The sequence below is a fragment of the Mycobacterium sp. NGS62 genome (assembly GCF_059812285.1).
Genome location: NZ_JCALCK010000001.1, coordinates 33,160 through 45,734, shown reverse-complemented (window position 1 = coordinate 45,734; position 12,575 = coordinate 33,160). Strand labels below are relative to the sequence as shown.

Here is a 12,575-nt window from a genome sequence, read left to right as displayed (position 1 = left end):
GCATCAGCCACTCTTCGGCAGCGGAATGCCTTCGCTGGTGGAAAATTCGGCGTCGCGCTGCGTCGCCAACCCCATCGACACCAGGGTGCGCGGGAACAGCGCATCGGTCAGATAAGCCAGCGACACCGCCCACCGATTGACGAACCGCGGTATGGCGTAGAGGTGATAGCCGCGGGTGACGAACTTCGCCGGATACCCGGACAGCGGCACGTTCAGCGGATTGGCGACTGCCGCGCGGGGCCCGAGATCGACGACCAGACCCATGTTTCGGTGCTTGTACTGCTTGGTCTTGCCGTGGCCGAGGCTCGCGGCGACATTGTTGGCCAGCACTTTGCCCTGCCGGATTGCGTGTTGAGCGGTCGGTGGGGTGACCTTGCCGGGCTGGGTCACGTCGGGCACCGCCGCGGCGTCGCCGGCGGCGAACACGTCTGGATGATCGGGAACACCGAAATCGGTCTGTACCTTTAGTCGGCCCTTTTCGGTTGGCAGCCCTAGCTTTTCGATCAGTGGTGCAGCGGTCACGCCGGTCACCCAGGCGACGGTGCGGGTGTTGACCCGCGAGCCGTCGGTGAGCACCACATAGTCCGGATGTACTTCACGCAGTGTCAGGCCGAGGCGAACGTCGACGCCGCGGCGTCGCAGCACCCGCATCGCTTTGTCGCCCAGCCGTTTTCCGACTTCGGGCATCACCTGCTCGGCGAGGTCCAGTAGCAAGAACTTCACGTCGCTCTTGTCGAAGTCCATGTGTTTGGCGGCGGCGTCGGTGAGCGCGCGCAGCTGCGCGGTGAGCTCGGTTCCGGAGTAGGACGCCCCCACGACGACGATCGTGCGGCGCGCCTGTGCGCTGGCGGCGTCGGTGTCCAAACACGACAGCTCGAGCTGCTCGAGAACGTGATCACGCAGGTAGAGCGCTTCGGCCACCGACTTCAAACCCCTTGCGTAGGTGGCTAATCCGGGTATATCGAACAGCCGGGTTACCGACCCGGGCGTCAGCACCAGCCGATCCCAGGACAGGTTGCAGGAGCGCTGTTCCAGGTCGGTGAACGTCAGGGTGTGCTCGTGCAGGTCGACGCTGTCGACACGTCCCCGCACCTTGCGCACGCCGTGCAGCGTTCCCGCCAGCGGGATCGTGACGAAGCGTCCGTCGACGACCCCGCCCGCCACGTCCGGCAGCAACGGCGTGTAGAGCATGTAGTCGACCGGCGAGATGATCGTGACGTCGAAGTTTCGTTTGCGAAGTCGACGTGCGCACTCGAAGCCGGTAAATCCGCTGCCTACGATCACGACCGACGTCACCGTTCCACTGTAGCGACGGCCGGCCGGATCAGCGGTCTGCGCGGCCCCGCTACGGGCTGGCCAGCAGTGTCCCGAATTTGGCTGCCAGCCATGGCTTACGTCCCCCGGCTCGGAGTCTGCCGCGGAGGATCTGCGGCCACTGCGGTACGCGCCCATAACCCAGGAGCAGGAAAGTCACCGGGTCGGCGGTGATCACACAGTCCGCCCTTTCGCCAGTGCGCTGATCGGCTGACGTGACGACGGCGGTGCCATCGTCGACCGTCATCCGATACCGGCCACCACCGCGGATCCGCAGTTCGAAGGTGATGTGCAGATCCTCGGCGCGGGAGGCCCGCAGGTAGTTCGGCGCCAGCGCCAGTGCGGCGGGTACCACGAGCAGCGCGTCGTCGCGGCTGATGGTCCACGGCCGGCGGGCGGCGCGAGCAATGTCCAACCCGTGGATCAACTGCTCCCCCAGCAGCAAGCAGGTCATCACCGCCGGTTCTAGGACCAGACTGTCGGCGGTGGCGATGGCGGTGTGCGCGGTGGGGTCAACCGCGGCGGCAGCGGCGAGGTAGTGCTCGGCGGTCTCCTCCAGCATGTTCGCCAGCCGACGCGGGTCGCGTTCGCGCACATCGCTGAGGTGACGGTCATTGGCCGCCGTCCGCAGCCGGGCCGGCGATCCGTCCGGGATCTCCGGGGCGGTGCGGTCGCCGTTCAGATGCCGGGTAAGCGCCTCGGTGTACTCGCGCATGTCGGCAACCACATGCGCCGCTGTTTGCCCGATCGCCCAGGACAGGCCCGGTACTGGTGCGCCGGCATCGTCGACGCTTCGCCACAATGCAGCGCTGCGAGTGACCGCACTGGCCAGCGCGCTTCTGGTGGTGGCATCGGCGCGCCGGAGTTGGTCGACGGGGCCGGCGGCCGCTGTGGGGACGGCGTGCATGGGCAATAACCTCCATCGTTGAAGCAGATTGCAGATAACATCACTATGTCACATAACGTTACTATGTCAATAGGCTGATGCGATCCGCCTGCACAGGAGTGAAGCCATGGCCGAGTCGACGCCGCAGCCGTCGTCGCTGCGCGCCCAGCAGGTGGCGCAGACGCGCGACTCACTGGTGCATGCGGGCCGGGAGTTGTTCGGTCAGAACGGCTTTCGCAGCACATCGGTCGAAGATCTGGCCCGCGCCGCCCGGGTTACAACCGGCGCCCTGTATCACCACTTCCCTACCAAGACGGCTCTTTTCGAGGCGGTTTTCGAACAGGCGCACACCGAATTGATGGCGGCGTCCATGGCAGCCGCACAAGGCGCTACTGACGACATCGATGAATTTGCCCGGGGCTTCGACACGTTCTTGGACGCCGTTCTGGAGCCGCACTTGCAGCGCATCTTGATTCTGGACGGACCCGCAGTGCTGGGCCTGGCCCGCTACACCGAACTCGACGAAAGGTATGCCTTTGCGGTCATCGTCGAAGCGCTTCGGGCGGCCGTCGACTCGGGCACCCTCAACGTCGACGACCCCGAGACCGTCACCCGGCTGCTGCTGGGTGCGCTCACGCGCGGCGCGATGTTGATTGCGAATTCACCAGACCCGGTGCAGACCCGGCATGCGGTAGCACGATCCATGCGTGCGCTGCTCAACGGCTTTCGGCCACCCGCCTGACCGCAGCACACGTTTTTCCGGGCCCTAGTTCGGGTAGCCGTCGGCATGCGGCGAAACGCAAGCCACACCAGAGGAGTGACCTAATGGGTGACACCGCCCGCGATCCCGTCGATCACCACCGGACCTCCCGAGCTCATGCGGGTGAGACGATGAAAAACACCGCTAAAGCGCCAGGGATTCTCCTGCTGGCGGTCGGCGTGGTGGCGTTCGTGGTCTGTCTGGCCGGATTTGCGTTCGGTCAGATTGGGGTCGGCGTCGCGAGTCTTGTCGTCGCTTTGCTGGCTGCCGGTGCGGGCCTGGCCTGGCTGGCGATGGAAGGCCGCCGAGTGCGAGACGTCGAAAGGGAATGGCTCACACAGCATCCCGACGCGCGCTAGCGCATTTCGGCGCTGGCCGTTTACTCGACCACGCGGATGTGCTCCAACTGCGGATCGGCGGCATCAGGTAACGGCATGCCCGCCGCCAGGCTTGAGCGCAGGAATTCGATGACGGCGTCGTTGAGCTTTTCGCCCGGCACCACTGCCGGTGTGCCGGGCGGATACGGGGTGATCTGCTCTGCTGCGATCCGGCCGGCCGCCTTGTCGGCCGGGACGAGTTCGGTAGGACCGAAAAACGCGTCTCGCGGCAGCATTACCGTCTCCAACTGAAGTTCATCGGGCGAGGGCAATCGAATTGCCGGCGCCCGATCCAGCGAGTCGGCGGTGTTGCGCCAGGCCGTTAATGCGTCAACAAGGCGGTCGGCGGTGTGCTCGTCGTCGGCGAACGACAGCGTCGCGAGGATGCGAGCATGATCCGCCAGCCCGATATCGACGCGGTGGCTTTCACGCAGCCAGTCGCGGGCCTGGTACCCGGTCGCGCCGGTGCCTGACACGTCCACCAGCACCTGCAGGCGGTCCAGGTCATGGGATGCCTCGACGCCGAGCAGCTGGTCGTCGAGTACCACGATGTCAGGTATGTGATTGATACGTTCGCGCACCGTGTGTGCGAGAGTGAGTGCGGCACTGAGCAATTCGTGGCCATGCTGCACCATTTGGCGGCGCCAGCCATCCATTGCGGCATAGATCATCACATTCGGGCTGGTCGTCATCAACAGATCGGCGTTGGCCTCCAGTCGATCCTGGTCCACCAAATCGCCCTGTACGTGGTACACCGAACCCTGCTCGAAACCGGCCCCCATCTTGTGCACGCTGACCACGCACACGTCGGCGCCGGCGTCCATCGCCCAGGCGGGAAGGTCGGGGTGGAACGGCAGATGTGCACCCCACGCTTCGTCAACGATCAATGGCTTGTCGCGTTCGTGACAGATGTCGGCGATCTGGGCGAGGTCCGCGCAGGTGCCGTACGGCGTCGGGCTGACGATCAACGCGCCGGCAGCATCGGGGTTCTGGTCCCAAGCGTCGCGTACCTGTTCCGGCGACGGCGGATGCGAAAGGTGACGAACGGCGTCCCAGCGTGGGGTGATCCAGTGTGGCTGGATGCCGGAAAAGATCAATCCGCCCACTATCGACTTGTGGCTGTCGCGTGGCACAAGTAGGCCACCGGACGCCGCTCCGGCCACCACCATCATCGCCGCCCGCACCGATAATGAGCTGCCGCAGGTCGAGAAGAAGGCCGAGGACGCCCCGACTGCGTCGGCCATCAGTTCCTGGGCATCCGAGAGGTACCGGCCCGTCGAGCGCCAGTCGTCCAGACCTCCGCTGGCCAAAACGTCGTCGTGGAACGGCTCGCGCCCCAGCACCGCCAATACCCGCTCGTCGGCGCCGCGTCCCTGACGATGCCCGGGTGGGCTGAACCCGTACCGCTCCAGCCGGTGATAGTCGGCCAGTGCGTCTAACAGCGGCGCTCGGCGGTGGTCCATGTCTTGTGTGGTTACTGCAACGCAGCCAGGTTGTCCACCGACTTCCGCACGTCGGATTTCAGCACCCGAGCCACCAGCCCGCCGATCGGGCCGTTGAGCAGGCCGCCCTTGAGCTCGGCGGTCATCCGAAACGTCGACCCCGGGTCGTCATCGGTGACGTTCATGGTGACGCCGATCCGGATCCCCCCGCGGCCACGGCCCTCCAACTCGATCGTGTGTGGCTCGTCGTACCGGGTGACCGTCCAGTGGATGACGTTGCGGAAGCCTTTCACCTTGACGCACGACGACACGCACGTGCCCTTCTCGAGGCGGGACGGGACCTCGCTACGCCAGCCCGCGAAGATCGTCATCCACTCCTGGAACCGGCTCAAGTCAGAGGCCAGTTTCCACGCCGCCTCGGGTTCGAGGTCGGATGACGTCGAAACATCTACTCGTGCCACGTCCCTGTCCATACCCGGGTGCGACGGCCCGATAAACCCGAATACAACCGGGTCAGATACCCGTCCAGGTCTCGCCGACCTGGGCGGCCACATCGATGACCTGAGCGGCTTGCGATTGTGGCGAATCGATTTCGTCACCGACATACTGCGCAATGAAGCGCCGAATCTCACCGTCAACGCCGGCCACGATGCGTAACACCTCGCCGCGGATGGATTTCGACGACACGTGGACGGTGATATCCGACGCACGCGGCTTGGCGACGTCGATGATCAACAGCAGCGGTTCGGCAGCGCGCGCGACCGCATGCAACGCGATGTCGCCGTCGACCAGGAACCGCTGCTTGTCCAGGCGGAGGTCCACAAGGAGGTCGATGGCCAGCGGGATGTGGATGTTGAAGGTGATCGCGTCGTCGACGTTTCGGTGGACCTGCGGCTCCTGAATCCGGACCTTGGCGCTGATTTTGGCGATCTTGCCTGGCCCCTGGGCGATCGGCGCCATCTCGAACTCCTCGCCGGCAATCGCGGCGAAGGCGGCGCCGACGCGGTCTTCGGTGACGGCTACCTCGAAGAACCGCCGGCCGAAATCCTCGTAGGTCATGTAGTCGAAGGTCTGCATAAGTTGATACCGTCTCACGTCCTGTTTCGGCTCCACGGTTGATCCGGCTGTGTCGGCTCAATCCGAATGTGGTCGTGGTGTCACCCGATACCACCGCGGGTAAACCCATGCGGTGAACACGCAGTATTCGCAGCAGCGCATCCTCCCCAGGACGGCCGCGGCATGAGGTTGCGCCGAAGCACCGTCGGTGGCCCCGGAATTCGTCGCATCGGCCGGGGCCGGGGATTCTCGTACGTCGACAGCCAGCGGGACTGCGTCGACGACCCGGAGGTGTTGGCGCGTATCGAGGCGCTGGTGATACCGCCGGCGTGGAAGAACGTCTGGATCTGTCCGCATCCGAATGGTCACATCCAGGCCGTTGGCACCGACGCCGCCGGACGTCGCCAGTACCTCTATCACGAGCGATGGCAGGCCGAGCGGGCCGAGGAGAAGTATGACCGGGCGCTGAGCCTGGCCAAGCGCTTGCCCGACTGGCGTGACCGGGTGCTGGTCGACCTGCGTGGGCGCGGCCTGAAGCGTGACCGGGTGCTGGCAATCGGCCAGCAGTTGATTGATCGTGGCTATTTCCGGGCCGGCGGCGAGGAGTACGCGCAGGAGAACGGCAGTTTCGGGCTCGCGACTCTGCTTCGCGACCACGTCCGGTTGTGCCGCGACAGCGTCGAGTTCGACTACCCGGCCAAAAGTGGAGTGCGCCGGACGATTTCGTTGGAGGACCCGTTGGTGATCCGAGCGGTGCGCTCATTGTTGCGCGCCGATACCAAGATCCCGCGACTGCTGGCCTACCAGACGTCCGACGGCTGGTGCGAAGTGCGCGCTGACGATCTCAACTCCCGGTTTCGCGAGCTCGTCGGCGACGAATTCAGCGTCAAAGATCTGCGAACGTGGCACGGCACGGTGTTGGCCGCCGAGGCGTTCGCGACCGCTCGGGAGCCGACGTCGAAGACCGCACGCCGTCGCGAAGAAGCGGCCGTGATGCGGGCTGTTGCCGACGAATTGGGCAACACGCCCGCGGTCGCGCGTGGCTCTTACGTGGATCCGCGCCTCGTGACGGCTTATGAGCAGGGCATCACAATTGGCCCGGCGCTCCGCCGAGCCAAGCGTGAGCGCACACCGCTAGGCCGACAGCATGTGCTCGAGCGGGCCACTGCGCGCATCATCAAACGCATCGAACGCAGTTGATCACCGAAACATGCGCTGCCCGACACCGGAAGCGCACATGTGAGAGAATTCGTGCCATCGCACTGCAGCGATTTGGGGCCTGCGCGATTCCGGATGCGTTGTGAACCGCACCACATGTCAACTCTGCCGGTCGGTGTCTGGCCGTGGCCCGTCAGCCGGCAAAACCTGGAGGTGTTCTCAGTCCATGTGCGCCCATAAAGCAGCCGAACCGCGCCGGGCCGGTTCGTGGACCAAGTCCGCGCTGGCCTGGCTGGGCGGTGGAGAGTGGCAGGATCTCAGTGAGCGTCATGAGCGGTCTGCTCATGCGATCACTGGCCTGGTCGTGGTGCTCACCGCTGCGCTGGCCGGACTTGTTTCGGCGCTGACCTTGTCGGAATCCGTGCGCTGGCCGATCCCGGCCATCGCGGCGCTGGCTCTGGCATGCGGAATGTTGGTCGGCTCGATCGCCCGCGCGATCGTCAGCGGCCCAGCGCGCGGCTGGCGCGGCATGGTCGGGCGTGCTGCGGTCGCGGTTGCCCTCGGCTTCGTGGTCGGCGAACTTGCTGCGCTGGCCGTCTTCTCCGGCTCGATCGACCACCGGCTCAACGCAGTGGCATCGCGCAATGCCGACTCGACAGCAGCCGTCGCGCAAGCCGCCGCCGATCTGCAGCAGACGCGCAACGCGCGTAACGCCCTCGACAAAGCCGTCGACGAGGCCCGCGCACACCGCAACGAAGCACTGGTCGTGGCCCGCTGCGAGTATCACCCCACGCCGGCTTGCCCGCAGACCAATATCACCGGCGTACCCGGTGCCGGGCCGGAGACACTCACGGCTAACGAACGTCTCGCCAACGCTCAACAGGAACTGAACACCGCCATCGGCAATCGCGATCGGCACGCCGCGGAGCTGGCTGCCCGACTCGACGCCGGCTCCGCCCAACTCGCGCAGGCACGTCACAGCGTGATCGCCGAGACCGATCGGGGCCTGGCTGCGCGGTGGACGGCCATGCACGACATCACGACGGCTGACACAGGTGCGCTGCTGTTGCGCTTCGTCACCGTCGGCTTCTTCATCCTGCTGACCCTGCTGCCGTTGATCCTGAAACTGTTGGGCGGTGAGACGACTCACGATCGGCGTGCAGCGGCCCACGCCCAACGCGATCACGCCGAGGTCGCGGCCGACACCGCGATCGCGGTCAAGCGAGCCGAAGTACGCGCGGCCGCCGAAATGCTTTGGGCCGAGCAGCAACTCGCGCAGGCCCGGCTTGCGGTTGAGGCACAGTTGGAAATCGACCGCGCGAACCATCAGCGTCGAGTCATCGAGGCGCTCGAGGACCCGCCCGCTCCCGCGCCGGTCGAAGAAGACATGTATCTGCCGATCGCCGCCGAGGCGGAAGCCGCAAGTTTGGCGGCGGCGGAACCGCCCGCCAGCGAACAGACCGTCGCCGAGCCGGAGAACCTGCCGGCAGTACCGCGGTCTACCCCGCTGCTCCCGACTATTCCTGAAGTGACCAAGACCGCGGCGCGCTGGATTCGGCCGTTGGTTCCGACGTTCGTCGCCCGCGCCATCGACACCACGACCCAGCCGCTGCGCACCGCGCGCCAGGTGTTCGAAGAGGTCGAAGAGATCACGTTCTCGTTCAAACGCACCCGCAAGGTGACCGTCGACACCGAAGAGGCGGTCCACTCACCGCACAGGCCCGCTGCGTACCGGGCAAGTGACGATGTCGGACCGCCAGGCAGTCGCGTGCCGTTAGCTGCGGCGCACCGCCACATCGGGCCGTCGCTGGCCCCGCGGGAGTTGCCGCCTGCTGAGTAAATCGGGATTGCATTGCATTGCAGTTGCTTTCCCGGGTAGTTCGGCGCCATTGGGTCTTGCGTTATCGAAACGTTAGAAGTAACTTGAATTTTCACTAGAACTTTCGAAAAAGACCATGGTGCAGCGTCTTTTGCTGGCATATGTAATGCACGTCATCTTTTAGCGCCAAACGTGAGGGCCACCACAAATTTTGGTTGTCTATCGATCTTGTTGTTAATGTCCCGGCGCATGTTTGTTTTAGCAACGGTAATGGCGTTGATCCAACAGGTTTCGGGGACGCCGTATGTCACGGGCGGGGATTCCCCTGCGGGAACGGATTGTTCGGGCCTGGCATCCTGGGTGTCCAATGCTGCAACTGACCGACCGGTTTTCGGAGACAGATTCCATACCGCCAATGAAGAATCAGCACTGCTGGCACGCGGTTTCCAGTACGGAACTGCGCCTGGTGCTTTGGTGATCGGGTGGAACGGCAACCACACTGCAGTGACACTGCCGGACGGGACTGCGGTATCCAGCGGAGAAGGCGGCGGCGTGAGAATCGGTGGCGGCGGCGCATATCAGCCCCAGTTCACTCATCACATGTTCCTGCCGGTGGACCCGGAGGCGATCGACGATGCCCCACCGCCGCCGGACGGCGCCGTGCTGGTCGACGCCGTCGAACCGGAAGCACCCGCTCCTGATCCGGCTCCGGCCGAAGAGGTGGACGCGGAAATGCCTGCGCCCGAGCCGGTCCCGGCCGGCGATGAAGTTGGCGCAGACGTCTAGGAACATCACTCCAAGAAGCGCTGAACATACGGCGTGAAGCGGGCGGTCAGGTCGCCCTCGTCGAGCCCGAACATCTCGGCCGATGTCGCGACCTGACCGAGCCGGCCGCGTCGGTGACTCGCCAAATACTCGGCCATCCCCGCGTGGGCGTTGACCGTCAGCGGCTCGCCGGCAAGCTCGAAGAGCCGTTCGGTGACGCCGAGCTCGTCGGCCATGAAGTCGTCGAAGCGGACGTCGATCGAACGCTCGGGTCCGATGACGTCCCGATCACGGATCAGCGCGGCCAGCATCAGCTCCAGACGGTCGATCCACGATGCCGCGATTTCGGTGACCGGCACCGGTGAGCGGTGCATCCGTGCCGTGTAGGTGATCATCGCGATCATCGACAACGCCACCGGCACCGGGTCGCGGTGGGTACAGACGACCACCACGCCAGGAAAGACTTTGTCGAGTACCGGCAGTTGCTCGAGGTGCTGGGGTGACTTGAGCAGCCAGCGACGCCCGCCGCGGAGAAACTGCAGCGCCTTCAACTGCAGCGCCAGGTACTCATAGGACGAGGACTGATCGTGGGCCAGGTAGTAGTCACGCCATCGCGGGACCTGGGCCAGGGTTTCGAACAGCATCGAGGAGAAGTCGTTGGCCAGCAGCTGAATCTCCTCGTGGACATGATCGGTCGTCATCTCGTGCATGAGGCGAAAGTGCGGCATGACGGCGTTCATCACCTCAACGGCGGCGTCCATCCGGGTGCGGCGCGGATCTGGCTCGAGGCCGATCTCGGCGGGTAGCGGAAATGGCTCGACGCTCTCCCAGTACGGCAGAGTGCGAAACGTCGAGGCTGCCGCGAGCAGGTTATGCAGATGTGTGGTGCCGGTCCGCGGCAGGCCGGCGATGACGATCGGCGGCTGCAACTCGATGTCGCCAATCTCGCGATGCTGCTTCAACAGGGCGCTGAGCAGGAGCCGGTTTTTCAGCCAGCCCACCAGCTGTGCGTAAAAGTTGACGATTCCCGGTCCGTGCATGCCACTGACCTCGTGTAGCGCTGCGAGGTACACGTCGAGGCGTTCGCGGTAGTCCGCGGGCCCGAAGTCGCTCAGCCCGGTATCAGCGGTGGCCCTGGCATGCAGCGCGTCGACGTCCAGGGGGCACTCGGGCGCCATCGCGGCCATCAGTTCGCGGATCTGCTCGACGTCCGGGCTGAAGCGCGGCTCGGCGAGGTCGTCAAGGTGAGTGATGTCGGTCACGCCGACTTAAGTTACTATGAGTTTCGTAATGACGACGGAAATTGGCCGGCCTCGCGACAAGCGCATCGACAGCGCGGTGCTGCGCGCGGCCGTCGAGCTGCTGGCCGAGACCGGCTATGCCGAGCTGTCAGTCGACACGATCGCCCGGCGGGCCGGCACCAGCAAGCCGGCGATCTACCGGCGTTGGCCCAGCAAGGCGCACCTGGTACACGAGGCGGTGTTTCCGATCAGCGACGCGACCGCGCTGCCGGACACCGGGTCGTTGGCCGCCGACGTGCGGGAGATGGTGCGTCGCACTGCGGCGGTACTGACCACGCCGGCCGCGCGGGCGGCGCTGCCCGGGCTGGTCGGCGAGATGGCGGCGGACCTCACTCTGCATTCCGCGCTGCTGGAGCGTTTCGGCGGCATCCTTTCGCGCGGTCTGTCCGAGCGTCTGGATGCCGCCGTCGAGCGCGGCGAGGCGCGGCCCGACATCACCGCCGCCGAGGTGGTCGAGGCCGTTGCCGGCACCACATTTTTGGCGCTGCTCACCCGAGGGGACGCGCTCGACGACACCTGGGTGGAACGCACTGCCGCCCTGATCACGAGAGGAATCAGCGTATGACGCACCAGTCGACGGCCGCGTGGCACGAGTTGCTGGAAACTCTGGGCAGTCTTGAGCATTCGTTTCTCGAGGGCGACCGCGCGGTCACCGACGACCGGCACATCGCCGACGGCTACCGCATGCTGGCGACGACGCTGGGGGTGGCTTTCGACACCTATCTCTTCGCCGAGCCCAGCCGGCCGGCGTTCGTGGAAGTCAACACGCCGTTTCGGCGCGATCGGCGTTGGGGCGGCGACAACACCGACGCCTACTACTACATCTGCCCGGTCGACCCCCAAAGGCGCTACCGGATCAGCGGCAATCGCGGTGACAGCGTGTACTTTTCGCTGACGGCCTATAACGAGCCGTCGCCGGGCGCTTGGTCGGATCGGATCGTGGCGATCGTGCGTGACGACGATCTCGACATCGACGCGGACGGCAACTTCTCGTTCGAGCTCGGCCCGTCACCGGATGCGGCGGTGTTGATGACTCGGGACTACCAGGCCGACCCGCTCACCGGCCGGCCCGTCAGCTGGCGCATCGAGGCGTTGGATGAGCCGGAGCCGGTGCGGCACGGCGACGCCGAAACGGCTGCGGCGCTGCGGGCCAGCGCCGCCTGGCTGCGCACGATGTTCGCCATTGTGCCGCTTGCCGTCGGTGTGCGGTCCGACGACGCCCATACCCTTGGGCACGAAATCTCCCAGATCGCAAACCAATTCGCAGATCCCTACCAGGTGCCCGACGCCAACTTCGGCTGGTCGGCCCGCGACGCCTGCTATGCCTACGGCAGTTTTGTGCTCGCCGACGACGAAGCGCTGGTGATCACCCACCGGCCCCCGGCTTGTCGGTTCTGGAACCTGGTGGTGTGGAACCAGTTCATGGCCACCCACAGCGTCATCGACGCGCGCAGTTCCATCAACGGTCACAGCGCGGTGTTCAACGCAGACGGCACGGTGACGATCGTCGTCTCTTGGGGCATGACTGCCCACCCGAACTCGCTCACCACACTGGAGTATCCGCGCGGCAACCTCGCCTTCCGATGGTTTCTTGCCGACGCGGTTCCGGCTCGCCCGGAGGTGCGGTTGGTGAAGGTGTCCGAGGCGCCGACCGCTATTCAGTGAACGTACGTTTTACTTCGTAAGGGCGTTAATAG

The 12,575-nt window shown here is 65.4% G+C and carries 12 protein-coding genes and 1 pseudogene; 7 read left to right on the top strand and 6 right to left on the bottom strand.

Annotated elements, in window-relative coordinates; translation table 11 throughout:
- Positions 1–3 precede the first annotated feature (3 nt).
- Both AC5Y49_RS00250 and AC5Y49_RS00245 read right to left on the bottom strand, forming a co-directional pair.
- Positions 4–1,296 (bottom strand): NAD(P)/FAD-dependent oxidoreductase, encoded by a 1,293-nt coding sequence (locus AC5Y49_RS00250; RefSeq protein WP_499883848.1) that lies wholly within the window; start codon positions 1,294–1,296, stop codon positions 4–6.
- Between the two features lie 49 nt (positions 1,297–1,345).
- A complete protein-coding gene (locus AC5Y49_RS00245; protein ID WP_499883847.1) occupies positions 1,346–2,221 on the bottom strand; it encodes a maleylpyruvate isomerase N-terminal domain-containing protein in 876 nt (291 codons plus the stop codon).
- 106 nt (positions 2,222–2,327) lie between these two features.
- On the opposite strand from AC5Y49_RS00245, the gene AC5Y49_RS00240 reads away from it, so the two are divergent.
- Positions 2,328–2,942 (top strand): TetR/AcrR family transcriptional regulator, encoded by a 615-nt coding sequence (locus AC5Y49_RS00240; protein ID WP_499883846.1) that lies wholly within the window; start codon positions 2,328–2,330, stop codon positions 2,940–2,942.
- 83 nt (positions 2,943–3,025) lie between these two features.
- A complete protein-coding gene (gene usfY / locus AC5Y49_RS00235; RefSeq protein ID WP_499883845.1) occupies positions 3,026–3,319 on the top strand; it encodes a protein UsfY in 294 nt (97 codons plus the stop codon).
- Between the two features lie 20 nt (positions 3,320–3,339).
- Here the strand turns inward: usfY and AC5Y49_RS00230 are convergent, their stop codons facing one another.
- From AC5Y49_RS00230 to AC5Y49_RS00220, 3 genes are read right to left on the bottom strand one after another with little or no spacing between them, the layout of a single operon-like run.
- Complete coding sequence (locus AC5Y49_RS00230) at positions 3,340–4,800, bottom strand: aminotransferase class I/II-fold pyridoxal phosphate-dependent enzyme (protein WP_499883844.1); 1,461 nt, start codon at positions 4,798–4,800, stop codon at positions 3,340–3,342.
- Between the two features lie 11 nt (positions 4,801–4,811).
- Entirely contained in the window at positions 4,812–5,240 is a 429-nt protein-coding gene (locus AC5Y49_RS00225; protein WP_499883843.1) for a type II toxin-antitoxin system Rv0910 family toxin, read from the bottom strand.
- Positions 5,241–5,292: 52 nt separating this feature from the next.
- Positions 5,293–5,856 carry a hypothetical protein gene (locus AC5Y49_RS00220; protein ID WP_499883842.1) on the bottom strand — a complete coding sequence of 188 codons (564 nt, stop codon included), beginning with the start codon at positions 5,854–5,856 and terminating at the stop codon, positions 5,293–5,295.
- A 162-nt stretch (positions 5,857–6,018) separates the two neighbouring features.
- Between AC5Y49_RS00220 and AC5Y49_RS00215 the strand changes: the two genes are divergently transcribed.
- From AC5Y49_RS00215 to AC5Y49_RS00205, 3 genes and pseudogenes are all read left to right on the top strand, one after another.
- Positions 6,019–7,035: a DNA topoisomerase IB gene (locus AC5Y49_RS00215; RefSeq protein ID WP_499883841.1), complete on the top strand. Its 1,017-nt coding sequence runs from the start codon at positions 6,019–6,021 to the stop codon at positions 7,033–7,035.
- A 184-nt stretch (positions 7,036–7,219) separates the two neighbouring features.
- Positions 7,220–8,833, top strand: a complete 1,614-nt coding sequence (locus AC5Y49_RS00210) for a DUF4407 domain-containing protein (RefSeq protein ID WP_499883840.1) — start codon at positions 7,220–7,222, stop codon at positions 8,831–8,833.
- A gap of 216 nt (positions 8,834–9,049) precedes the next feature.
- A pseudogene (locus tag AC5Y49_RS00205) lies at positions 9,050–9,517 on the top strand (hypothetical protein); the annotation flags it as partial.
- An 86-nt stretch (positions 9,518–9,603) separates the two neighbouring features.
- Here the strand turns inward: AC5Y49_RS00205 and AC5Y49_RS00200 are convergent.
- A complete protein-coding gene (locus AC5Y49_RS00200) occupies positions 9,604–10,839 on the bottom strand; it encodes a sulfotransferase family protein (RefSeq protein ID WP_499883839.1) in 1,236 nt (411 codons plus the stop codon).
- Positions 10,840–10,867: 28 nt separating this feature from the next.
- Between AC5Y49_RS00200 and AC5Y49_RS00195 the strand changes: the two genes are divergently transcribed.
- Together AC5Y49_RS00195 and AC5Y49_RS00190 are read left to right on the top strand one after the other, a co-directional pair.
- Positions 10,868–11,443 (top strand): TetR/AcrR family transcriptional regulator, encoded by a 576-nt coding sequence (locus tag AC5Y49_RS00195; protein WP_499883838.1) that lies wholly within the window; start codon positions 10,868–10,870, stop codon positions 11,441–11,443.
- Positions 11,440–12,543, top strand: coding sequence for a DUF1214 domain-containing protein (locus AC5Y49_RS00190; RefSeq protein ID WP_499883837.1), 1,104 nt, complete (start codon positions 11,440–11,442; stop codon positions 12,541–12,543). The genes AC5Y49_RS00195 and AC5Y49_RS00190 overlap by 4 nt, the downstream gene beginning before the upstream one ends.
- Positions 12,544–12,575: the final 32 nt, after the last annotated feature.

Coding starts and splice junctions, on each gene's coding strand:
- AC5Y49_RS00210 (WP_499883840.1), top strand. CDS start 7,220: ATGTGCGCCCATAAAGCAGCCGAACCGCGCCGGGCCGGTTCGTGGACC.
- AC5Y49_RS00240 (WP_499883846.1), top strand. CDS start 2,328: ATGGCCGAGTCGACGCCGCAGCCGTCGTCGCTGCGCGCCCAGCAGGTG.
- AC5Y49_RS00190 (WP_499883837.1), top strand. CDS start 11,440: ATGACGCACCAGTCGACGGCCGCGTGGCACGAGTTGCTGGAAACTCTG.
- AC5Y49_RS00220 (WP_499883842.1), bottom strand. CDS start 5,856: ATGCAGACCTTCGACTACATGACCTACGAGGATTTCGGCCGGCGGTTC.
- AC5Y49_RS00245 (WP_499883847.1), bottom strand. CDS start 2,221: ATGCACGCCGTCCCCACAGCGGCCGCCGGCCCCGTCGACCAACTCCGG.
- AC5Y49_RS00195 (WP_499883838.1), top strand. CDS start 10,868: ATGACGACGGAAATTGGCCGGCCTCGCGACAAGCGCATCGACAGCGCG.
- AC5Y49_RS00230 (WP_499883844.1), bottom strand. CDS start 4,800: ATGGACCACCGCCGAGCGCCGCTGTTAGACGCACTGGCCGACTATCAC.
- usfY (WP_499883845.1), top strand. CDS start 3,026: ATGGGTGACACCGCCCGCGATCCCGTCGATCACCACCGGACCTCCCGA.
- AC5Y49_RS00215 (WP_499883841.1), top strand. CDS start 6,019: ATGAGGTTGCGCCGAAGCACCGTCGGTGGCCCCGGAATTCGTCGCATC.